The sequence below is a fragment of the Streptomyces sp. NBC_01428 genome, assembly GCF_036231965.1.
Taxonomy (GTDB): Bacteria; Actinomycetota; Actinomycetes; order Streptomycetales; family Streptomycetaceae; genus Streptomyces.
The window spans coordinates 2,601,504-2,624,745 of the sequence record NZ_CP109499.1 but is presented as its reverse complement, the minus strand read 5'-3'; the positions used below and the strand labels follow the sequence as shown (position 1 = coordinate 2,624,745).

Sequence of the window (23,242 nt, the reverse complement as noted above, 5' to 3'; positions counted from 1 at the left end):
TGGTCGGGGTGTCGGGCGCACGGCCCGGCACCCCGACCACGGGGACGCCGTGAGGGTTACGGCGCCCCGAAGGTCAGCACCAGCTGCGGGGTGTTCTCCGCGGCCGACGCCTCACTGGACCACACCCACAGCGCGTCCGTCCCGGTGCTCGTGAGCGCCAGGTCGTAGCTGCCCCCCAGAGCGGGGGAGAGCGCCGAGGTGTCGAGCGTCGCCGAGTAGACCGTCGACAGGTCGGTGGCCCCGGTGAGGGTGCCGACCGAGGTCGAGGAGACGGCGGGCCGTGACGTGTACGTGGTACCCGCCGCGGTCCAGCTCCCGGTCACCGGCCGTACGGCGATGTCGTCCGTGCTGCCCGCGGTGCTCAGCGTGGTCGTCTTCACCGCGAGCCGCGCGCTCTTGAGCACGGTCCCGGCCGGCGCCGCCGGCAGGGCGAAGCGCAGGTACGTCTCGTACGCCGCGCTGCCGCGTACCGCCAGCGAGGTGGAGGTGCCGTAGTTGGTGCTCGCGGCACCGGCGTTGACGTACGTGTCGTCCGTGGCGCGGACGGTCTGCACGCTGTCGGCCGGGGCCGAGGCCAGGGTGTAGTGGCTCTGCACCTGGGCCGGGCTCAGCACCGACGGGTAGATCGCGGTCTCGTCGATCTGCCCGTTGAAGTAGTTGCTGGAGGGCTGGTTCGGCCACCCGTTGAGGTTGTCGCCGCCGACGTGCCAGTAGCCGCTGTAGGCCTGGCTGTTGGACTCGGCGAGCGTGCCGACCTGGCTGCCGTCCACGTACAGCGCCATCCCGGAGGAACCCTGGGTGGCGACGACGTGGTGCCAGGAGCCGTCGTTGTAGCCGTTGGACGAGGTGATGGTGCGGGCCGAGCCCGTCCACACGCCGTAGACCAGCCGGCCGTCGTTGCGCATGTAGACGTGCTTGTCGTAATTACCGCTGGCCCGCGTGGTGTTGTCGCCGAACCCGACGAGCTTGCCGCCACTGGTGGTGGTCGTCTTGAACCAGGTCTCGATCGAGTACTGACTCGGCACCGTGGTGCGCTTGTCGCTGTACACGATCTGGTCCGAGCCGTTGAACCCGATGGCGGTGGACGGACCGGTCACGGCCGCCGGAGTCTGGCGCAGCGACGGCCCGTTGACGTGGATGCCGCTCTGGTCGCCGGACGAGGTGTCACCGACGAACGGAGTGGCCGACTCGTCGTAGCGCCAGTACAGGTTGGCACCGTCGTCGAGCACCTTCGCCGCGTACTTCTGGGCCGAGGTCGGCACCGTCACCGTGGCCGTGGAGGACAGCGCGGAGGCGTTGCCCGCACCGTCCGTCGCGGTCACCCGGTAGCTGTAGGTGGAACCGGCCGTGACGTTGGTGTCGGTGAACGACAGCTGCGGGCGCGACCACTCCACGGAGTCGCCGTCGACCGTGTACACCGGCGTGGAACCGCCGTTGCGGTACACCTTGTACGTCAGCTTGGTGTCGTCCGTGTCGAGGCTGGCCCGCCAGCGGACGTGCGCCTCGGTCGGCTTGACCGACTCGGCGCTGACCGAGGGCACCGTCGGCGCGCCGACGTCCGGGGTCGCCGCGAAGCGCGTCAGACCCTGGGCCGCCGAGCCGTTGACGGTGGTGAACTCGCCGCCGACCCACATGTACTTGTTGTTCGAGGTCTCGGATATCGCCATGGCGCGCGGGCCGATGCCCTCGCCGAGACCGTCGTTGGTGTCCGGGAACCAGCCCAGCTTGTTGGTGCCGGAGGTCGGCTCCGCGAGCAGGTGGTGACGGCGCCCGTCGGGGTACTCCCCGACGCTGGAGCAGTCGTGCGCGTGCGAGGCGCTGTACACGACGGCCTGGTACGACTTGACGGCCTGGGTGGCGCCCAGGCAGGTGTCGCGCCAGCGCTGGTTCAGCGTGGACAGGTCCAGCGCGATACGGCCGTCGAAGACGCCGCCGCCGGTGCCCTCGTTGCCGGTGTAGAAGCCGGTGGCGTCCGTGTCGAGCGCCTTGACCACCGAGTTGTTCTCGATGAATCCCGGGTAGGTGCGGACGTTGGCGCCCGTGGCGGAGTCGACGACGGCCAGGGCGTGCGAGTTGGCGCCGTTGACGGTGAAGAAGTCACCGCCGAGGATCACGTTGCTGCCGTCCGGGGTGACCGCGACGGCCCGGCCGGGCTCGTCGACGTCGGCCTGGAAGGGCTTGACGGCGCCGCTGGTGGCGTCGACCGCCGCGTACCGTGCGTGCGCGGCACCGCCGACCGAGGTGAAGTCGCCACCCAGGTACACGGTGTCGTTGGTGACCGCGAGCGTCCGCACGGTGGCGGAGACGCTCGGGTGGAAGTTCGCCTTGGGCGTGCAGGTGGCGATGTCGATCGCGGCGAGGCTGCTGACCGGCGTGCCGTTGACCGCCCCGAAGTAACCGCCCGCGTACAGCGTCTTCTTGTCCGGCGAGACGGCGAGCGCACGGACCGTCGCGCTGCCGCTGCCGATCGTGAAGGACAGGTTGCAGGACGTCGGGTTGCCGGTCGCCGCGTTCAGCGCGACGAAGTTCACCGCGTTCTGCGCCGTGCCGCTGCCCCCCTCGGGCGGACGCACCTGCGAGAAGGTGCCGCCGGCGAACACGGTGCCGCCGGCCTCCGCCAGCGCCCACACGATGCCGTTGGTCTGCCAGGTCGGCAGGTCGTCGGCGGTGAAGGCGACCGGCGCGGTGAGCGCTGCGGCCGGTTGCGGCATGGCCACCAGGCCCAGGCCTGCCGCTGTGGAAAGGACAAGGGCGGCGCTGAGCCCTCTGGATCTGTGCATGAACCCCCCGGCTTCCGGGCCCGCTTGCGGACCCATTGCCTCGGCGTGCCCGGCGGTGTTTCCCCTGATCCGCACGGGCCGCGTGAACTGTTTGCTCGCGAACCATACGAGTACATGACACGTCATGGAACGCACTTGACTCATCTGGTAGGAAATTTCAAGGTGTTCACGGCGTTTCCGTGACTCTCCCGAAGCCCACCAGGCACGCACGGCCCCCTTTTCGCAGGTGGCCGGCTTCCTCCGCAGGTGGCCCGCGTCAGCGGTCGATGCGCACGACGGCGCCCGCGAGCTCCTTCTCCACCTGCTGCACATCGGCGTCGACCATGATCCGCGCCAGCTCGTCGACCAGGACGGTCGGCTTCCAGCCCAGCAGCTCCTGGGCCTTGGACGCGTCACCGATCAGCGCGTCGACCTCGCTGGGACGCTCGTACTTGGGGTCGTAGCGCACGTGCTCGTTCCAGTCGAGCTCGGCGTGGGTGAACGCCGTCTCCACGAACTGCCGCACCGTGGCGGGGACTCCGGTGGCGACCACGTAGTCGGTCGCCTCGTCGTGCTGCAGCATCCGCCACATCGCCTCGACGTACTCGGGCGCGTAGCCCCAGTCGCGCACCGCGTCGAGGTTGCCGAGGTAGAGACGGTCCTGGAGACCGGCCTTGATGCGGGCGACGGCGCGGGTGATCTTCCGGGTCACGAAGGTCTCGCCGCGGCGCGGGGACTCGTGGTTGAACAGGATGCCGTTGACCGCGAACATCCCGTACGCCTCACGGTAGTTGACCGTGGTCCAGTACCCGAAGACCTTCGCCGCGCCGTACGGACTGCGCGGGTGGAAGGGGGTGTCCTCGTTCTGCGGGGGCGGCGTCGAGCCGAACATCTCCGAGGACGAGGCCTGGTAGATGCGGGTCTCGACCCCGCTCGCCCGGATGGCCTCCAGCAGGCGCAGCGGGCCCAGGCCGGTCACGTCACCGGTGTAGAGCGGCGCGTCGAACGAGACCCGCACATGCGACTGCGCGCCGAGGTTGTACACCTCGTCCGGCTGTATCTCGCGCAGCAGGTTCACCAGCGCCACCCCGTCGGAGAGGTCGGCGTGGTGCAGCACGAAGTTCCGCTCGGCCTCCTGGGGGCCCTGGTAGATGTGGTCGATCCGCTCGGTGTTGAAGCTGGACGACCGCCTCACCAGGCCGTGGACCCGGTATCCCTTCGCCAGCAGAAGCTCCGCCAGGTACGAGCCGTCCTGCCCGGTCACGCCGGTGATCAGCGCGGTCTTGGTCATGCGGTGTTCCCCTCCCTGCCGGATCCGCCCAGCGGGCCGGTCCGGTCCGTGCGCCCGCGGGTCGCGGGTCGCATGTCATGAACTACAGGAAATTTCGGCAGAGTTGCCGATCCGGGCGATCCGGCCCCGCGGCGCCTGGCATGATCCGGCATATGACCGCATCGCTCCTGCCCGAACGCGCCCGTGTCTTCGTCGCCGGCCACCGTGGCCTGGTGGGCTCCGCCGTCGCCCGCCGGCTCGCCGCCGACGGGCACGAGGTGCTCACCCGTACCCGCGCCGAACTGGACCTGCGCGACGCCGCGCGCACCGCGGCCGAACTGGCCGACCTGCGCCCCGACGCCGTGGTGCTCGCCGCCGCGAAGGTCGGCGGGATCATGGCCAACAGCACCCAGCCGGTGCAGTTCCTGGAGGAGAACCTCCAGATCCAGCTGAGCGTGATAGCCGGCGCCCACGCCGCCGGTGTGGGCCGCCTGCTCTTCCTGGGGTCGTCGTGCATCTACCCCAAGCACGCCCCCCAGCCGATCAGCGAGGACGCCCTGCTGACCGGACCGCTGGAGCCCACCAACGAGGCCTACGCCCTCGCGAAGATCGCGGGCATCGTCCAGGTGCAGTCCTACCGGCGTCAGTACGGCGCGTCCTACATCAGCGCCATGCCGACCAATCTCTACGGCCCCGGCGACAACTTCGACCTGGAGACCTCCCACGTCCTGCCCGCTCTGATCCGCCGCTTCCACGAGGCTGCGGCCGAGGGGCGTGACGAGGTCACCCTGTGGGGCAGCGGCTCCCCGCGCCGGGAGTTCCTCCACGTCGACGATCTCGCCGCCGCCTGCGCCCTGCTGCTGCGCTCCTACGACGGCGACGAGCCGGTGAACGTGGGCTGCGGCAACGACCTCACCATCCGCGACCTGGCCGCGACGGTCGCCGAGGTGACCGGCTTCACCGGACGGATCGGCTGGGACACCACCCGCCCCGACGGCACTCCGCGCAAGCTGCTCGACATCTCCCGGCTCGCGGACCTCGGCTGGAAGCCGGCGATCCCGCTGCGCGACGGCATCGCCGCCACGTACGCCCACTGGCGCGGCGGTCTCGACGGCTGACGGGCCCGACGGGTCGCCGGACCCCGGCGCGCACCGCGCGCCGGGGAACTGTGCTCTCACGGGCGGCCCTCTCAGTACGCCCCGCGGCCGTCGACGACGGCGCGGAACGTGCGGGCCATGACGTCGACATCGCTGGTGAAGGACCAGTTGTCGACATAGCTCAGATCTAGCTGAACCGTTTCGTCCCAAGAGAGGTCCGAGCGTCCGCTGATCTGCCACAGCCCGGTCATGCCCGGCCGTACGCTCAGCCGCCGCCACTCGACCGGGGTGTAGTGCGCCACCTCGTCCGCCAGCGGCGGACGCGGACCCACCAGGGACATGTCACCCTTGAGGACGTTGACGAGCTGGGGCAGTTCGTCCAGCGAGGTGCGCCGCAGCCAGTGGCCGACCCGGGTGACCCGCGGGTCCCGGCGCATCTTGAACATCAGCCCGTCGTTCTCGTTCTCCTCGGCCAGTTCGGCCTTCAGCCGGTCGGAACCGACCCGCATGGTGCGGAACTTCCACATCACGAAGGAGCGGCCGGACCGGCCGATGCGCTCGTGCAGATAGAGGACCGGACCCCGTGAGGACAGCTTCACCGCGAGCCCGACCAGCAGGAGTACGGGAGTCAGCGCGAGCAGCCCCAGCAGGGCGATGCTCCGGTCCAGAAGCCCCTTGAGCAGCGGCTGCATGCCCTCCCGTACCGGAGGGGCGACGCGCAGCAGCGACATCCCGCCGGCCGAGCCGGTCTCCAGCCGTTTGACGGAGACCTCCACCAGACCGGGGGCGACGAACAGTTCGATGCCGGCGTCGTGCAGCCCCCAGGACAGCCGCCGCAGCCGCTCCCCGGAGGTCGCGGCGCCGGGTACGACCAGCACCAGGTCGGCGCCGAGCCGGTGCACCGCGCTGATCACGAGGTTGGCGTCCTCCGCCGGGGCTTCCGGCGCGGTGGCGGCGAGCCGCTCCACGGTCCTGATCCCCGAGTCGAACGGACCCGAGCCCACCGGGACGGCACCCACCGCCACGTACGGGTGGTCGGTGCGCGAGGCGAGATGCGCGGTGACGCCGTTCGCCGCGACCGGCTCGCCCACCACCAGGACCTTGATCACGGCCTGGGCGTTTCTGCGCACGGCGGCGAGATGGCGGTGAACCGCCTTATGGCACAGCAGGGTCAGCAGCAGCGCCGGCAGCAGCGCCAGCAGGCACAGCGGGGCCCGCAGCCGGATCCCGGCCGAGGCGTGCACCACCGCGAGCACACCCAGCAGGATGAACCAGTCGTGGAGCACGGGCAGGGTGCCCCGGCTCTCGCCGATGCTCCGCGCCGCGTACCGCGAACGGAACAACTGGACGCCCGCCCACGCGAGTCCGGCGACGATCCCGCTCGGCACGGGCCACGGCTGGTGCGCGGTGGAGAACATGACGGTGACCGGTACGCCCGCGCCGACGAGATCGGTGATCAGCGACGCGGGAAGATACCAACGGGACTTGCGTCCCATCCAAAGTGAAGAGCGCGCCCGTGAGCGCGCTTTACGTGATCTGTCGGATTCAGTGGCCTGAACATCCCACATGTACCCCCCCAGGCACATTCAGCTGCACGAGTCGCCGGACGTCGCGAACACCTATTCGTCGAACATGCGGCACGATGGTGAACAGTACGGCAAACTTGTGTACGCATGTGAGCGTTTACGTGAACGTCACCGAGAAGTGCCGAGCTGTACGAAATCGCGCCCCGGGTCCGCCCGTTGATCTTGCGCGGCGCAGGACTTCCGGAAATCCGTACGATCATAGAAAGTGCTGGCTACAGTGTGCGCCCGGTGCGGAAGGGGCCGAACCGGGGTGAGGCGGGGAGAACGTGGTGGGGGACAGGAACACGGCTGAGGCCGGTGTGACGGGCCGGGACGCAGGGGCGGGCCGGGACGACGAGTTGGGCAGAACGGGGCCGGATGTATCCGACCCGGTGAACGAGGACGGTCGCGCGGAGGACGCCCCGACGAAGGGCGCCGACGCCCCCGCGGTGCGTCCGCGGCGTCGCGCGAGCCGCACGCGGCGGGTGCTCCTCGGGGCGCTCGTGCTGTTCGCGGTGGCCCTGTTGCTGATGGGCGGCGTCGCCTGGTGGGCCGTCGACCACTACACCGGAAAGGTCGACCGCATCTCCGGGGTCTTCCCCAAGGTCCCCGCCGCGGCCCAGCCGGCTGCCTCCGACGGCGGACAGACGTTCCTGCTCGTCGGGGTCGACAGCCGCTCCGACCTGCCGACCACCGGCCGTGACGCCAAGGCTCCCGAATGGAAGTACGGCGCCCAGCGCAGCGACACGATGATGCTGGTCCACCTCCCGGCCGACCACTCCGGCGCCTACGTCGTCTCGCTGCCCCGCGACGCGTGGGTGGACATCCCCGGACACGGCAAGGCGAAGCTCAACGCCTCCTTCTCGTGGGGCGGACCGCCGCTCCTCATCGACACCGTCCAGCGGCTCACCAAGGTGCGCGTCGACCATCTCGCGGTCATCGACTGGGACGGATTCAAGAAGCTCACCGACTCCGTGGGCGGCGTGAACCTCGTCGTGGACGGCGCGAGCCGCCACATGAACGGCACGCAGGCGCTCACCTATGTGCGGGAGCGGCACCACCTCGCGCGCGGCGACTTCGACCGGACGCACCGTCAGCAGTACTTCCTGCGCACGCTGTTGTCGAAGGTCATGCAGCCGTCCACCTTCAAGAACCCGGTCAAGGCGGGCGAGGTGCTGGACGACCTCACCGCCGCGGTGAGCGTCGACGACCGGCTCGGCGACGGCGACCTGCGGGACCTGCTCTGGGACAACAAGAAGGTCCGCCCCGGCAACATGGTCTTCATGAACGCCCCCGCCAAGGGGACCGGCACCATCGCGGGGCAGTCGGTGGTCCTGCTCGACCAGACCAACGGATCCGACCTGTGGCGGGCGATGCGCGAGGACGCCCTCGACGTCTACCTCCAGTCCCACGACGTCGACCGGCTCGGCGCCACGACGTCCTGACCGGACACCGATGATCACACACGGTTGCCTCTTGAGTGACGTTCTGTCACCCAACAGGCCTCCCGTGCAGTAGAGTTCGCCACCGGTGGCCCATCGGCGTCCGCGGAGGACACCCATGACGGATCAGCCCGCACGTCCACAGCGCCAGCACCGGAGGCCGCCTGGAAGGCGGCGGCGCACCGCGCTCGGAGCCTTCTTCGGCCTGCTCCTCATCGGGGTCGTCGCCGGCACGGGACTGGCCCTCGACCGACAGGGCGGGGCGCCCTCCGCCGAGCGGGCGGACGCCACGGCGCTGCCCTTCGACCGGCCCTCCGCCGACGTGCTGCGGGCCAGTCCCCACCTGGTCTTCGCGCACTACTTCACGCCGTACCCGCTCTCGCTGGACAACCAGCCCGCGTCCCGGGACTACTACACCCGCAACTACCTGACGCCCCAGGGCGAACAGGGCAAGCACGCGGCCTACGGCGGTCTGCTGCGCGACCGGCCCGAACCCGTGACCCCCTCCACCGGGAACTGGCAACTCGCCAACCTGGAGCGGGAGGTGAGGACCGCCCGGGACGCCGGGCTCGACGGCTTCACCGTCGACCTCCTCTCCCTGACCGGCCCCAACCGCGAGCGGGTCGACCTGCTGCTGCGCGCCGCGCACCGCGTCGCCCCCGGCTTCCGGATCGTGCTGATGCCGGACATGACCTCGCTGCACACCGATCCGCGCACGCTCGCCGACCAGTTGGCCCGGCTGGCCGCGTCACCCGCCGCGTACCGGCTGGCCGACGGACGTCTCGTGGTCTCCCCGTTCAAGGCCGAGGCCCAGGAGCCGGCCTGGTGGAACGAGGTCACCGCGCGACTGCGCCAACACGGCATCGGCACCGCGCTCGTCCCCGTCTTCCTGAACTTCCGGGCCAACGCCGAACGCTTCGCGCCCATCAGCCACGCCTTCTCGTCCTGGGGCAACCGCAGTTACGCCCGCCAGGACAACGTCCCCGGTGACGTCCGCCTCGCCCACTCGCTCGGCAAGAAGTGGATGCAGGCCGTCTCCGTGCAGGACGCGCGACCCAACCAGGGTGTCTACGACGAGGCCGGCAACACCGCCACCCTGCGGTCGACCTGGAACCACGCGATCTCCGACGGCGCGGACTGGGTGCAGCTCACCACCTGGAACGACTACTCCGAGGGCAGCCAGTTCGCGCCCTCGCTGCACAACGGCCACACGTACCTGGACATCTCCTCGTACTACCTCACGCGCTTCAAGACCGGGGCCTGGCCGAGGATCGTGCGCGACACCGTGTACGTCACCTCCCGGGTCCAGTTCACCGGCGGCGGTGGGGTGCAGCAGGCCCGGCTGATGCGGCCCCGAGCGGGGACCGCGGCCCCGCGCGACCAGGTGGAACTGCTCACCTTCCTGACCGCGCCGGCCTCCGTGACCGCCCGCGTGGGCTCCGTGCCCCACGCCTACCAGGCTCCCGTCGGCGTCAACGCCCATGCCCTGCCCCTGAGTCCGGGCCGCACCCAGGTCGTCGCCCGCCGGGCGGGCGACACCGCGGCGGCCGTCACGACCCGCTATCCGGCCCGCCGGACGGCGACCGTGCAGGACCTGCAGTACTACGGGGTGTCGAGCGGGCGGTGACCTTCGCGGCCCCGCCCGACGGCGCGATGGAATCGCGCAGGTCGATGCCGACGACCTCCAGGCGTGCGTCTCGCCCGGCGCGGGTTCGCCGCAGGCCGTCAGGCGGGCACGACCGGCCGGGCCGCGGCCCCGGCGGGATGCAGGGCGGCGTACTCCAGGGGTGCCGACGGGTCGATGGACACGTCGAGCGGGGCGGGTGCTGCCCCGGCGTGTACGAGGAGGTCGCCGACGGCGGCGATCATGGCGCCGTTGTCCGTGCACAACCACGGCGGCGGCACGCGCAGTTCGACGCCGGCCGCGCGGCAGCGGTGCCGGGCGAGCGACCGCACCCGCGCGTTCGCGGCCACGCCGCCGACGATCACCAGCGTGTCCACGCCGTGCTCGACGCAGGCGGCGACCGCCTTGCGGGTCAGCACGTCGGCGACGGCCTCCTGGAGCGAGGCGGCCCCGTCGGCCACCGGCAGTTCGCGACGCGCGTGCCCTTCCGCCCAGCGGGCGGCCGCCGTCTTCAGGCCGGAGAAGGAGAAGTCGTACGAGCCGGGCAGTGGGCGCGGGGAGGAGACCGCGTGCGGACTGCCCGAGCGCGCCGCCCGGTCGATGGCCGGGCCGCCCGGACAGGGCAGCCCGAAGACCCGGGCGACCTTGTCGAAGCACTCCCCGGCGGCGTCGTCGAGAGTGTCGCCGAGACGGGCGATCGGATCACGGGCCAGGTCACGCACCAGAAGCAGTGAGGTGTGGCCGCCGGAGACGACGAACACCACGCACGGGTCCGGCAGCGGGCCGTGCTCCAGGGTGTCGGCGGCGACGTGTCCCGCGAGATGGTGCACGCCGTACAGGGGAACGCCCAGCGCGTAGGCGAGGCCCTTGGCGCCGGCCACCCCCACCCGCAGGGCGCCGGGCAGGCCGGGGCCGGTGGTGACGGCGACGGCGCCGACGTCGGACAGCCGCAGCCCCGCGTCGTCCAGCGCCTGACGGACCACCGGCCGCACTGCGTGGAGGTGGGCGCGGGCGGCGATCTCCGGGACGACGCCGCCGAAACGCGCGTGCTCGTCCATGCTCGACCCCACCGTGTGCCCGAGCAGCCGCCCGTCGCTGACCAGCCCGGCACCGGTCTCGTCGCAGGACGACTCGATTCCCAGCACGACCGTCGACCCCATCGGCGACCCTTCTGCGCTTGTTCTTCTCTTGCTGTTAGCGTGCAACTGCACATTGATTGCAATTATGGCGGAGGGTGTTGGACATGGCGGTGTACTCGCTCCCGGAACTTCCCTACGACTACGCGGCGCTGGAACCGGTGATCAATCCCCAGATCGTCGAGCTGCACCACGACAAGCACCACGCGGCGTACGTCAAGGGCGCGAACGACACACTGGAGCAGCTCGCGGAGGCGCGGGACAAGGAGGCGTGGGGGTCGATCAACGGCCTGGAGAAGAACCTGGCCTTCCACCTCTCCGGACACATCCTGCACAGCATCTACTGGCACAACATGACGGGCGACGGCGGCGGCGAGCCCCTGGCCGCGGACGGCGTGGGCGACCTCGCGGACGCGATCACCGAGTCCTTCGGCTCCTTCGCCGGCTTCAAGGCGCAGCTCACCAAGGCCGCCGCGACCACCCAGGGTTCCGGCTGGGGCGTCCTCGCCTACGAGCCGCTGAGCGGCCGCCTGATCGTCGAGCAGGTCTACGACCACCAGGGCAACGTCGGGCAGGGATCGACCCCGATCCTGGTCTTCGACGCCTGGGAGCACGCCTTCTACCTGCAGTACAAGAACCAGAAGGTCGACTTCATCGACGCCATGTGGGCCGTCGTCAACTGGCAGGACGTGTCCCGGCGTTACGCGGCGGCCAAGGAACGCGGCGACAGCCTGCTGCTCGCGCCGTGACCTCGGAAGGGGCTCCCCGGGGTTCGTACCCGGGGAGCCCCTTCGGGCGTTCGCGCCCCGGCGCCGTTGTCAGTGCCGACCTCTAGTTTGGAGGCACTGGAAGACGGCCCGTGCGGGTCGGCCCGGCATTTGGGGAGGGGTGTGCTGTGTCCGCTGCGCAGACGCGACAGACGGGGAACACGACGTATCTGGAGCTGTCCCAGGACAGCGGCGGCGCCCACAAGTTCTACGAGGTGACGGTCGAGCAGACCACCGTCTCCGTGCGGTACGGCCGGATCGGTGTCGACGGCCAGCGCCAGACATCCGGCTTCCCCACCGTCGAGAAGGCCCAGGCCGCCGCTGCCAAGAAGATAGCCGAGAAGGTCCGCAAGGGGTACGCGCCCGCGGTCCGGGGACAGCGCGCGGCCCGCCCGGTGACGCGCCGGCAGGTAACGTCGGCGCCCTCCACGGCCCGCGCCACGGCGCCCGTGCTGTGGCGGTTCCGCACAGGAGCCTCGGCGTTCGGCATCCATGTCGACGAGGACCGCTGCTGGGTCGGCAACCAGCACGGCGACGTGTACAACCTGAGCCACGCCGGGGAGGTGCTCGCGCACTACTCCCTGCCCGACGGAGTCAAGTGCCTGGTGGCGGACGACTTCTGGATCTACGCGGGCTGCGACGACGGCCGGGTGTACGACCTCTCCTCGAAGGTGCCGTTCGCGGCCTACGAGATAGCGGCCGAGGTCGACATCTTCTGGCTGGACATCCACGCGGGCGTGCTCAGCGTGTCCGACCGCAGGGGCGGGCTGACCGTCATCGACCACGAGGACGAGCTCCAGTGGTCGCGCAACTCCGGTGGTGACCACGCCTGGATGGTGCGCGCCGACGACCATGCCGTGTACCACGGGCACAGCCGAGGGGTGACGGCGTACGCCGCGGACGGCGCGGGCCTGCTCTGGCACACCGACACCGGCGGCAACGTGCTGTTCGGCTGGCAGGAGGAGAACGCGGTCTACGCGGGGACCGGACGGCGGCAGGTACAGCGGCTCGCCAAGTCCACCGGCCGGGTCGAGGCCACGTATCTCTGCGACGCTCCCGTCTACTCGTGCGCCACGTCCCCCGGCGGCCGGTACGTGTTCGCGGGCGACTCGGCCTCCTCCGTCTACTGCTTCACGGCCGACGGGACCCGGCTGTGGAAGCTCGGCACCGGCGGCGGCTCCGCGCTGTCCATGCAGTACCACGACGAGCGGCTGTACATCGTCTCCACGGACGGTTCGCTGGCCTGCATCGACGCGACGGAGAGCGCCATCCGGGCCGCCGAGTCCGGCACCGTCCCGGTCGCGGCGGACGTCAAGCTGGCGGCGGCCCTGCCGACCTACGCACCGCTGACGACCGCCGCGTCCGTCGCCACGGTCAGCGCCCTCCCCGCGCCGGGGGACGGCGTGGTCGTCGAATGCGTCCAGGAGGGCGGACGCGTCCGGGTCCACGTGGTCTCCGAGGGGTACGAGACCGGCTGGAAGGTCCAGTTCCCGCGGGCGATACGCGAGCCCGGCGCCCGCTATGTGGTGGACGCGCTGCACTCCTCCGTCGGCGGCTTCTACCGGGTGCGCGGAGAGATCAGGCGCCTCGTGTGACGGAGGAAGGCCGGTCCGGCATCTCGCCGTCAGTCACCCCGTGCGAGCTGCTGGGTCCTTTTCCTGGACCCTCGTATGCTGAAGGCGTGAGGCGGACTTCTTTTGCGAACTGGCCGTGTTCCATCGCGCGCACGATGGACCTCCTCGGCGACTGGTGGACACCGCTGGTGCTGCGGGAGGCCTTCTACGGGATCAAGCGGTTCGACGCGTTCCAGCAGGAGCTGGGCATCGCGCGCAACACGCTGACCGACCGGCTGCGCCGGCTCGTCGACGAGGGCCTCATGGAGAAGCGGGTCTATCAGACGGACCCGGTGCGCCACGACTACGTGCTCACCGAGATGGGCCGCGACTTCTTCGGGGTGCTGGCCGCCATGAACAGCTGGGGCAACCGCTGGCTCAGCGGTGAGCAGGGGCCACCGGTCGTCTTCCATCACGACCGCTGCGGACACGAGAGCGAGGCGGCCGTCGTGTGCGCCGACTGCGGCGAGCCGATGACGGCCGACGACACCCGGCCGCGCCTCGGCCCCGGCTATCCGCCGCACCTGGCCGAACGGCCGGACATCCGCAGCCGCTTCACGGACTGAGCGCCCACTTCGCCGATCCCGATCCCGATACCGATACAGAGCGCGAGGGCGGGCTCGATCCCGATACAGAGCGCGAGGGCGGGCCCGATGCCGAGCGCGACTCGGACTCCGACTTCGAGCCCGGGTCCCGGTCCGCCTTCCTGCCCGACTCGTCGATTCCGCTCCGTCCCCGGTCCGCGCGCCGGGGGCGGATTTCCTTGACAGGTCAGTTCATCTACGCAACTCTCAAGCTCAGAGCCCTTCTGGGGCAGATTTCCTGAACGCTGAGAGAGAGGCCGGACGACTCATGGAGTGGACGGGCGCGCGTTACGCGGATCAGCCGACGGTCGAGGTGCGGACACGGATCGACGCCCCGCCGCCGCGGGTCTGGGAGCTGGTGTCCGACATCGGGCTCATGCCGGAACTGAGCACGGAACTCCAGTCGGTGAGCTGGCTCGACGACGCGACGGCCCCCGCGGTCGGCGCCCGGTTCGTGGGCCGCAGCCGGCACGAGTCGCTGGGGGAGTGGGAGACCACCTCGTACATCGTGCGGTGCGATCCGTACCGCACGTTCGCGTGGGCCGTGGAGGACCCCGAACACCCCAGCTCCGTATGGCGGTTCAGCCTGGAGGAGAAGGACGGCGGCACCGAGCTGACCCAGTGGATGCGGATGGGGCCCGGCCGTTCGGGACTCTGCCAGGCGATCGACCGGATGCCGGACAAGGAGCAGAAGATCGTGTTCGTGCGGCTGCGGGAGTTCGAGCGGAGCATGACGGGCACCGTCGAGGCGATCAGGGAACGCGCCGAGAACCGGGAAGGGGCGGGCGCGTGATGCGTACCTCCACGACCGTCGAGGCGTCCGGGGGCGACTGGCGGGAGACCGTCGACTTCGTCGTCGAGGCCGAGAAACTCGGCATGGACATCTGCTGGGTCGCGGAGGCCTGGGGGTCCGAAGCGCCGTCCCCTATCGGCTACTTGGCGGCGCGCACCGAGCGGATCCTGCTCGGCTCCGGCATCATCCAGCTCGGCACCCGCACCCCCTCCGCCATCGCCCGCGCCGCGATCACCCTCTCCAACATCTCCGGCGGGCGGTTCCTCCTCGGTCTCGGACCCTCCGGACCCCAGGTGATCGAGGGCCTGCACGGCGTACCGTTCGCGCGGCCGCTGACCCGGATGCGGGAGACCGTGGAGATCGTCCGGCAGGCCGTGGCGGGGGAGAAGATCGACCACCAGGGACGGGAGTTCACGATTCCGCTGCCGGGAGGCGAGGCGCGGGCCATGCGCCTGTCGATGCGCGCCGAGCACGACCTGCCCGTCTATCTCGCCACCCTCTCGCCCAAGATGCTGCGACTGACGGGCGAGATCGCCGACGGCTGGCTGGGGACCAGCTTCGTGCCCGAGGGCGCCAAGGAGGCGTACTTCGACCACCTGGACGCGGGCCTCGCGGCGGCGGGCCGGGGCCGGGCCGACCTCGACATCTGCCAGGGCGCCGAAGTGGCGTTCGCCGAGGACGAGGACGCGCTGCGCACCATGGTGGCGGGACGCAAGAAGGAACTCGCCTTCAGTCTTGGCGGGATGGGCTCCGCCACCACCAACTTCTACAACGCCGCGTACAGCAGGCAGGGCTGGGCGGACGTCGCCGCCGAGGTCCACGAGCGCTGGCAGGCCGGCGACCGGGACGGCGCCGCGGGACTCGTGACCGACGAGATGGTGCTCGGCACGACCCTGATCGGAACCGAGGACATGGTCCGCGAGCGACTCCGGGTATGGGGTGCCGCGGGCGTCGACACCGTCCGCCTCTACCCCGCGGGCGAGACCCTCGACGCCCGGCTCGCCACGCTGGGGCGGGCCCTGGACCTCGTCTCCCGGCAGAACGCGGAGGCGGACGCCGCCTGAGACGAAAGGTCCGGCCGGGGCCGAGGGCGAGAAGCCGACCGGGGGAGGGGAGCGAGGGTGCGGGCCTGCCGTCGGCGGCAGGCCCGCACCGTCGTACTGTCGCCGGCTCGGCGGCAGCATGGTGTCAGGCCTGTCGTCGTACCGTCGGTTCTTCGACGGCACCACGGTGGCAAGGCCGTCGTCGTACCGTCGCCCGGTCGGCGGCACCACGATGACAGGCCCGTCGTCGTGTCGTCACCCGATCGGCGGCACCCCTCTGGCGGGGCGCGGAAGGGCGGCGGAGGCTCGAATTCCCCGATGCCTCCCGCACCGGGGACGGCCAGCGGCCGACAGTGCAACGAGGTGGTCGAGCATGAGCCAGGACGCTTCGCAGCCCCCGACCCCGCCGCCCGGTGGCGGCACGGGACCCCAGCCGAGCGGCGGCGACATGCCGCTGTGGGGAGACCAGTGGTCCGGAGCGGCCCCCGCCGGAGGAGGCCTCGGGCCGCCGCCGTCGGGCGACGGCGCGTGGGTGGCCGGCGGCGTCACCTTCGCCGGTGTGCTCCTGCTGGTGAACGGCTTCCTCAACATCCTCCAGGGCATCTCCGCGATCGCCAAGGACGATGTGTACACGCGGGTCAACGACTACGTGTACCGCATCAACCTCACCGGCTGGGGCTGGATCCTGCTGGTCGTCGGCGTGATCGCCGCCGTCGTCGGCGCGGGCATCCTCAAGGGCGCCGCGTGGGCCCGCGTCACCGGTATCGCGCTGGCGGCGGTGAGCATGCTCTTCCACTTCATGTTCCTGCCGTACGCGCCGATCTGGTCGGTCATCATGATCGCGATCGACGTGTTCGTGATCTGGGCGCTCGCCGCCTACCGGCCCCACGGCCACCACACACCGTCCCGGCCGCAGTCCCCGTCGCAGTCCCCGCGACAGCCGCAGCCGCGCTGAACCGTCCCCGCTCCGGCCGTCAGGACGTGACGGCAGCGGTGTGACACCCCGCACCCACGAGGCCCCTCCGCCCGATGGCCGATCCGACGCCACCGGGGGAGGGGCCGGCGTACCCGTCGTACACCACCACGCAGCGCACCGAGCGGAACGAGAGCGCCATGGACGATCTGATCGACCGGACACGCGCCGGTCAACGGTCCGCGCACCGGCAGCCGTGTCCGGCCGCCGGCCCCGCGGAGGCGACGTGAACGGCGACGACGCCCGGGAGATCGCCGAACTCCGGGCCCGGGTCGCGGAACTGGAGCGACGCCGCCCGACGGGCCAACGGCACTGGGTACGGCCGTTCTTCGCGGTCCTGCTGATCATCGTCGCGGCCGTGCTCACCCCGCTCAGCGCCGTGGCGGCCTGGTCGAGCGACCTGATCGGAGACACCGACCGCTACGTCTCCACCATGAAGCCGCTCGCCTCCGACCCCGACGTCCAGGAGGCCGTCGCCGACCGGGTGACCAAGGCCGTCATGCAGCACGTCGACATCGAGTCGCTGCTCACCTCCGTCGCCCCGGCCGACCGGCCCCGGCTGACCAAGGCCCTGGGCCCGCTGAGCGGTCCGATCACCAGTGGACTGACCGACTTCGTGCACAGCACGGCGGACAAGTTCGTCAGCAGCGACGCCTTCGCCACGCTGTGGACCGACCTCAACAGGACGGCCCACGCCTCCGTCGACAAGGCGCTCACCGGAAAGGGCGGCGGAGCCGTCAAGCTCACCAACGACGCCGTCGTCATCGACCTCGCGCCGGTCATCGACCGCGTCAAGCAGGCCCTCGTCGACAGGGGACTCGGCGTCGCCGCGAAGATCCCCGAGGTGCACACCGACTTCACGGTCATGACGTCCGACTCCATCGGCAAGGCCAAGAAGCTCTACCGGCTGCTGCAGATCGTCGGGTTCTGGCTGCCGGTGCTGACCCTGGTGCTCGCGGCCGGCGGCGTGCTCCTCGCCATCCGCAGGCGCCGCGCCCTCGTCACGGCGGCACTCGCCGTGGCCGCCGGGGCAGCCGTCCTCGGCATCGCGCTCTGGATCTTCCGCGGGATCTACCTCGACGGCCTGCCCTCGGGGGTCTCCCAGCCCGCGGCGGGCTCGGTCTTCGACACCCTCGTGCGCTTTCTGCGGACGACGGTGCGCATGGTGATCACCCTCGGCATCGTCGTGGCCCTCGCCGCCTGGCTGACCGGCAGCGGCCGGGCCGCCACGCGGGTCCTGGCCGCCTGGCGGGGCGGCATCGGCGCCGTGCGCAACGCCGTGGGCTTCGACCTGGGACCGGTCGGGGCCTGGGTGCACCGCGCCAAGACATGGCTCAACTGGACGGTCGTCGCGGTCGCCGCCGTCACCCTGCTCATCTGGAACTACCCCACGGCCGCCGTCACCGTCTGGATCGCCGTGGTGGCCCTGCTGGTGCTCGCCGTGGTCGAGTTCCTCGACGACGACGGGGCCCCGCACCTGACCGGCACCACCGGCAGCACCGGCGGCGCGGGCGGACCGGCCGCCGGTTCGGGCCCGGTCGAAATCACCTGACAGTCCTCCGAACAGCGGGCTATCATCCCGCCGATGACAACTCTCGCTGATGACAGATGGGGGGCCCCGTCCGCGCAAGGTGAGTGCTGATGCTCACTCGGACCGCGTACGAGGACTCTCTCCTCGCTTCCTTCTGGCCGCGCGTGCGGGACTTCGCCGTGCCGCCCTCCATGATCGAGACCGCGACCGCCCGTCGCCGTGCCGGGGACTGGGCGGGGGCCTGCGCCGCCGCGGGCGTCGACGTCGATCTCCACCTCCGCTGCCTGGCTCGCACGCACGGATGTGATCTCGCATCCCGAGTCCGGGCGGATCTGCGTCACTTGGCGCCGGATCTGCTGCGCTGGCACATGCCCCGGGTCGGCCCCGACGGACTGCTGCGCCCCGGCATCACCATGACGCTGGCGCGCTACGACACGGCCTCGCCCGGGAGCGGCACGCCCACAGCTTCCGCCCGGGCCGCCCCCGACCCCGCCCATCCGCTGCACCTCGTGGTCCGCACGCCACCGGCCTGGGCCGACGGCGGTCAGCGGATCAGCCTCGCGCTGTGGGAGGCGCCCGACGGCGGTTCCCGCGGCGCGTGCTGCGACGACGGGGCGCGCAGGCATCCGCACTCCCGGCCCAGTCGGCGATTCCGCCTCGACCTGCACCGCCACCTCTGGGACGCGCGCAGGACCGACGAGTTGGGGGTCCGGTGCGGCGCGGTCTCGCCTGTCGGCGAACCCCGTTTCCCGGCCGGGGCCGAGGGCCTGCCGTTCCGGGCCGGGGTGGATGTCCCGCCCGTCGCTCCCCGGCCACGTGACCTCGATCCGCTCGGGCTCGTGCCGCCGGACCTCGGGTGTGCCGTGGACCGGTGGGCGGCCGAGGCGGCGATCCTGCTGCGGGCCGACGGCCGGACGAGGGGACCTGTCGCCGTACGGCTGGGATCTCGGTACCGCCTGCTCCTGGACGTGGACGTGGACGTGGACCGGGACGAGGTCCGGGACCTGGACGTGGGCCGGGGCCGCTCGGCCCAGGGCCGGGTCAAGGACGTGGGTGTTGGCCTGGTCCTGGCCCCGTTCACGGACTCTGATCGGGACGTGGGGCTGGGCCCGGTCACGAGCTCGGGTGGGCACAAAGACGTGCCCGCGGCGTCGGACGGCCCGGGACTGCCCCGCCTGCGGATGCGCCCGGCCCCGAAGGGCGGCGCCGGATCACCGCTGCCGGTCCTGCCCGACGCGGCGACCTGGGTGCTGCCCGACCTGCATCTGCTCCGCACCGGCGCCATCGATGCCGATCGTCTGCATCCGCTGGTCGCGGCGGCCCTCGTACCCGGTCACCACCCCGTCGCCGTCCCCCGGGCACCCGACCCACCGGGCCGCCCCCGGATCGTGGAGTGCCGGGGCGACCGGCACCGGATCGGCCTGGTCGACGGCGTCCTGCAACCCCTGGACCACGACCCGACCGAGATCCGGCGCGAGGAACTGCTGGTCGCGCTGACCGGTACGCCTCTGCCCTGCCTCCAGGCCATCGACGAGGCGCACCGGAGCCCGCACTGTCTGTCCGGGGTCCGTGAACGACTCCACCACGGCGACACCGCCGGTGCGCTGGCTGCCGTCGAGGGCCTGCTGGGACCCGACGCGGTGCTGCGCGGCGGGGCGCTGCGGGACGAACTCCTGGCGGCCGCCGAGCGCCGGATCACCTACGGACTGTTTCGGGCGGGCCTGACGGGGCCCGCGCCCGGTCGAATCCGACCGGGACCCACGCGGCCCCACGACCATCGGTCCCATCCGCGCGACACGACGGGCCGTTAACCGGGCCCCGTACGTCTCCGGTCGCGCTCGCGCGGTCCGACCGGCCGTCGGCCAGGCCTCGTTCGGGGCCGGTGTCATCCGCGGGGCGCAGCTCTCCGTTGATCAGGTCGGTCCGTCTCCGGTTCGCGCCCGCGAGATCCGACCGGCCGTCGGCCAGGCCTCGTTCGGGGCCGGCGCCCTTCACGCGGCGTACCTTCCGCTGATCAGGGTCAGTCCATCCATCGGTCGCACCTGCGGGGAGCGACAGGCCGTCGTCCACACCGCTCACCACCCGTCCCCACCCTCGCGACACAACCGGCTGTCAGCCGGACCTCGTCACACCGGTCGTACCGGCGCAGTCCAAGCATTCCGTCGGCCAGGCGCCGTCACCACCGACCCGACCCGACCCGAGCGACACAACAGGCCCTCGGCAAGGCACCGTTCACCGATCGCTGTTCCCGCTCATCGGTCAGCCTCCCGTCGTGTGACGGCACCACCCATCGTCCGCGTCCACATCGCCCGCGAGCCCCGCTCGAAGCCCACCGCACCTGCCGCACAGCGGTCGGCCGTGTCCATCAGACCTCGGTCCACCGCCCTGCGATCCGCCACGAACCCCAAGGTGATCAGACATGCCCACACGCACCCCGTTCCTTGAAGCCGACCTCCTCCCCGATCCGGTCGATCCGGCCGGACCGACCCAACTCGACCTGGCGGAGACGCTGTTGTCCCTCCTCCGCGACACCGCAACCGAACCGCGCCCCGACACACAGCTGGAGGCGCTCACTCTCTCCGTCGCCGCCGACCTGCCCGTCCTGCTGTGGGGCGAGCCGGGGATCGGCAAGACAGCCGCGCTGACCCAGTTGGCCGAGACCCTCGACCTGCCGCTGACCACGGTGATCGCCAGCGTCCACGAACCGTCGGACTTCTCGGGGCTGCCCGTCCTCGGCGACGACCCCGCCGAACAGGGCGTTCCGATGGCCCCGCCGGACTGGGCGGTCCGTCTCGTGCGGGCGGGCCGGGGGCTGCTCTTCCTCGACGAACTGTCCACCGCACCCCCCGCCGTCCAGGCCGCCCTGCTCCGGCTGGTCCTGGAGCGGCGGATCGGGGCGCTCCAACTGCCGCCCGGCGTACGGATCGTTGCCGCCGCCAACCCGCGCTCCTCGGCCGCCGACGGCTGGGAGCTGAGCCCCCCGCTGGCCAACCGGTTCGTCCACCTCCAGTGGACCCACGACCACGAGGTCGTCGTCCGGGGCCTCGGCGGCACCTGGCCCCGGGCGACCCTGCCGCGCCTGGACCCGCGGAGGCTGCGCGAGGCCGTGGCCTTCGCCCGCCGTGCGGTGTGCGCCCTGCTCGCGGCCCGCCCCGGACTCGTCCACCGGCTGCCGAGCGGCGAGACCCGGCGCGGCGGCGCCTGGCCCTCACCGCGAAGCTGGGAGATGACCCTGCGCCTGATCGCCTTCGCGACGGCCGCCGGCTCCTCCCGCGAGGTGCTGTCCCTGCTCGTCCGGGGGACCGTGGGGGATGGGCCGGGGTTGGAACTCCTCGCCAGTCTGGACCGGTTGGACCTACCCGACCCGGAGACCCTGCTCGCCGACCCGGAGAGCGCCGAACTCCCCGAGCGGGGTGATCTGTGCCAGGCCGTTCTCGACGGGGTGGTCGCCGCGGTCAGGGAACGTCCGGACAAGGCCCGCTGGGACGCCGCGTGGGCCGTGCTCGTCCGGGCGCTCGACACCGGCGCACCCGACCTCGTGGTCGTCCCCGCGACCACACTCGCCACCTTGCGCGAACAGGACTGGGACGTGCCCGCCTCCATCGAGCGGCTCGCCGGAGCGGTGACCCTGTCCCGGCGCGCGGACGACGCGGCGGCCCGCGTCGCGTCCGGCCCCGGAGCGGTGCGCCGATGACGACGCCCGACACGCAGGGCGCAGCCCTGGACCTCGACAAGCTGTTCGCCGCCCGTCTGCACGCCGCGCGGGCCCGTCCCTACCTCGCGACGGCGCTGTTCGCCCTGCACACCGTCGCGTCGCGGCAGGTCCCCACGATGGCCGTCGACCGGTACTGGCGCTGCTACGTCTCACCGGGCTTCGTGGACCGCACCCCCGTCGAGGACCTCGCCGGGGTCTGGGTGCACGAGGTGTCCCACCTGCTGCGCGACCACCACGGCCGCAGCGACCGCGTGGCCCGGGCCCGCGGCCTGACCGGCCCGGCGGAGCGGCTGCGGATGAACATCGCCGCGGACTGCGAGATCAACGACGACGCGTTCGGTGACGGCCTGGTCCGGCCCGAGGGCGCCGTCACACCCCAGTTCCTGCTCCTGCCGCCGGGCGAGCTGATGGAGGAGTACCTGACCCTGTTCCGGCTCGGGCCGCGCACCCAGAGCCTGGCCTGGCTGGACTGCGGCAGCGGCGCCGACGGACGCGAACGGGACTGGGACCTCGGGCCGGACGGTGCGCACGGGCTCAGCGCGCAGGAACGCGACGCCGTCCGTTTCCGGGTCGCCGAGGGCATCAACGCCCGCCCCGGCCACGCTCCCCGAGGCTGGAAACGGTGGGCGGAGGAGGCCTTCCACCCGCCGCAGCCCTGGCGGGAGCTGCTGGGCGCGGCCGTCCGGTCCGCCGCCTCCGGGCCCGGCGCGGGCGAGGACTACACGTACGGGCGCCCGTCGCGGCGCGCCGCCTGCCTGCCCGGCATCGTGCTGCCGAGCCTGCGGCGCAGACCGCCGCGGGTCTTCGTGGTCATCGACACCTCCGGCTCGGTCAGCGACGCGGAACTGGGCAGCGCCCTCCTGGAGGTGTCCGCCATCTCCCGGGCCGTGGGCGGCCGTCGTGACCTCGTGACGGTGGCGGCCTGCGACGCGGCCGCCCGGGTCGCCCACCCCCTGTGCCGGGCCGAGGGGATCACGCTGATGGGCGGCGGGGGCACCGACCTGCGCTCCGGGTTCGCCGCCGCGCTCCGGGCCACGCCCCGCCCCGACGTGGTGGTGGTCCTGACGGACGGGCAGACCCCGTGGCCGGACGAGCGGCCCCCGTACCGGACGGTCGTGGGCCGCTTCTCCCGGCACGGGGGAGAAGGCTCCTGGGACGAGGACGACCCCGACTACGTGCCGGACACGCCACCGGCCTGGGCCCGGGTGGTCGAGATCGGCGCGACGACGGGGACGGGCAGGTGAGGACAGGGAAGGGAGCGGCGCCCCGGCCCGCGGGGTCGGTCGAGCGACCCGCCCGGGACCTTCCCCTCCCCGCACGGTCGACGCTC

The 23,242-nt window shown here is 71.8% G+C and carries 18 protein-coding genes; 14 read left to right on the top strand and 4 right to left on the bottom strand.

Features of this window, described 5'->3' with window-relative positions:
* Positions 1-56: 56 nt before the first annotated feature.
* Together OG406_RS11290 and gmd are read right to left on the bottom strand one after the other, a co-directional pair.
* On the bottom strand, positions 57-2,780 hold the full coding sequence (locus OG406_RS11290; protein WP_329185556.1) for a CBM96 family carbohydrate-binding protein: 2,724 nt from the start codon (positions 2,778-2,780) through the stop codon (positions 57-59).
* Positions 2,781-3,036: 256 nt separating this feature from the next.
* Positions 3,037-4,050: a GDP-mannose 4,6-dehydratase gene (gmd, locus tag OG406_RS11285; RefSeq protein WP_164375154.1), complete on the bottom strand. Its 1,014-nt coding sequence runs from the start codon at positions 4,048-4,050 to the stop codon at positions 3,037-3,039.
* Positions 4,051-4,202: 152 nt separating this feature from the next.
* On the opposite strand from gmd, the gene OG406_RS11280 reads away from it, so the two are divergent.
* Positions 4,203-5,147, top strand: a complete 945-nt coding sequence (locus tag OG406_RS11280; protein WP_267048742.1) for a GDP-L-fucose synthase family protein — start codon at positions 4,203-4,205, stop codon at positions 5,145-5,147.
* Between the two features lie 71 nt (positions 5,148-5,218).
* Here the strand turns inward: OG406_RS11280 and OG406_RS11275 are convergent, their stop codons facing one another.
* A complete protein-coding gene (locus tag OG406_RS11275; RefSeq protein WP_239155825.1) occupies positions 5,219-6,622 on the bottom strand; it encodes an exopolysaccharide biosynthesis polyprenyl glycosylphosphotransferase in 1,404 nt (467 codons plus the stop codon).
* Between the two features lie 461 nt (positions 6,623-7,083).
* Between OG406_RS11275 and OG406_RS11270 the strand changes: the two genes are divergently transcribed.
* Both OG406_RS11270 and OG406_RS11265 read left to right on the top strand, forming a co-directional pair.
* A complete protein-coding gene (locus tag OG406_RS11270; protein ID WP_329185555.1) occupies positions 7,084-8,136 on the top strand; it encodes an LCP family protein in 1,053 nt (350 codons plus the stop codon).
* Positions 8,137-8,251: 115 nt separating this feature from the next.
* Complete coding sequence (locus OG406_RS11265) at positions 8,252-9,760, top strand: glycoside hydrolase family 71 protein (protein WP_329185553.1); 1,509 nt, start codon at positions 8,252-8,254, stop codon at positions 9,758-9,760.
* Between the two features lie 98 nt (positions 9,761-9,858).
* On the opposite strand, the gene tsaD is transcribed toward OG406_RS11265, so the two are convergent.
* Positions 9,859-10,917, bottom strand: coding sequence for a tRNA (adenosine(37)-N6)-threonylcarbamoyltransferase complex transferase subunit TsaD (gene tsaD, locus OG406_RS11260; protein WP_329185552.1), 1,059 nt, complete (start codon positions 10,915-10,917; stop codon positions 9,859-9,861).
* Between the two features lie 83 nt (positions 10,918-11,000).
* Between tsaD and OG406_RS11255 the strand changes: the two genes are divergently transcribed.
* The 11 genes from OG406_RS11255 to OG406_RS11205 all read left to right on the top strand — a co-directional run bounded on the left by OG406_RS11255 (position 11,001) and on the right by OG406_RS11205 (position 23,156).
* Positions 11,001-11,642: a superoxide dismutase gene (locus OG406_RS11255; protein WP_081219883.1), complete on the top strand. Its 642-nt coding sequence runs from the start codon at positions 11,001-11,003 to the stop codon at positions 11,640-11,642.
* Positions 11,643-11,788: 146 nt separating this feature from the next.
* Positions 11,789-13,255: a WGR domain-containing protein gene (locus OG406_RS11250; protein WP_329185549.1), complete on the top strand. Its 1,467-nt coding sequence runs from the start codon at positions 11,789-11,791 to the stop codon at positions 13,253-13,255.
* A gap of 86 nt (positions 13,256-13,341) precedes the next feature.
* Positions 13,342-13,839, top strand: a complete 498-nt coding sequence (locus OG406_RS11245) for a winged helix-turn-helix transcriptional regulator (RefSeq protein WP_164375149.1) — start codon at positions 13,342-13,344, stop codon at positions 13,837-13,839.
* Between the two features lie 286 nt (positions 13,840-14,125).
* Positions 14,126-14,650, top strand: coding sequence for an SRPBCC family protein (locus tag OG406_RS11240; RefSeq protein WP_164375148.1), 525 nt, complete (start codon positions 14,126-14,128; stop codon positions 14,648-14,650).
* The gene (locus OG406_RS11235) at positions 14,650-15,714 is read left to right on the top strand and encodes an LLM class flavin-dependent oxidoreductase (protein WP_164375147.1); all 1,065 of its coding nucleotides are present in this window, start codon (positions 14,650-14,652) and stop codon (positions 15,712-15,714) included. The genes OG406_RS11240 and OG406_RS11235 overlap by 1 nt, the downstream gene beginning before the upstream one ends.
* Before the next feature lie 352 nt (positions 15,715-16,066).
* Positions 16,067-16,648, top strand: a complete 582-nt coding sequence (locus OG406_RS11230; RefSeq protein WP_241539809.1) for a DUF7144 family membrane protein — start codon at positions 16,067-16,069, stop codon at positions 16,646-16,648.
* Positions 16,649-16,722: 74 nt separating this feature from the next.
* Positions 16,723-16,896, top strand: a complete 174-nt coding sequence (locus tag OG406_RS11225) for a hypothetical protein (protein ID WP_266851974.1) — start codon at positions 16,723-16,725, stop codon at positions 16,894-16,896.
* The gene (locus tag OG406_RS11220) at positions 16,893-18,218 is read left to right on the top strand and encodes a hypothetical protein (RefSeq protein WP_329185544.1); all 1,326 of its coding nucleotides are present in this window, start codon (positions 16,893-16,895) and stop codon (positions 18,216-18,218) included. Before OG406_RS11225 ends, OG406_RS11220 begins: the two co-directional genes overlap by 4 nt.
* A gap of 89 nt (positions 18,219-18,307) precedes the next feature.
* Entirely contained in the window at positions 18,308-20,008 is a 1,701-nt protein-coding gene (locus tag OG406_RS11215) for a hypothetical protein (RefSeq protein WP_329185543.1), read from the top strand.
* 608 nt (positions 20,009-20,616) lie between these two features.
* Entirely contained in the window at positions 20,617-21,891 is a 1,275-nt protein-coding gene (locus tag OG406_RS11210) for an AAA family ATPase (RefSeq protein WP_329185542.1), read from the top strand.
* Positions 21,888-23,156 (top strand): vWA domain-containing protein, encoded by a 1,269-nt coding sequence (locus OG406_RS11205; RefSeq protein ID WP_329185540.1) that lies wholly within the window; start codon positions 21,888-21,890, stop codon positions 23,154-23,156. The genes OG406_RS11210 and OG406_RS11205 overlap by 4 nt, the downstream gene beginning before the upstream one ends.
* Positions 23,157-23,242 lie beyond the last annotated feature (86 nt).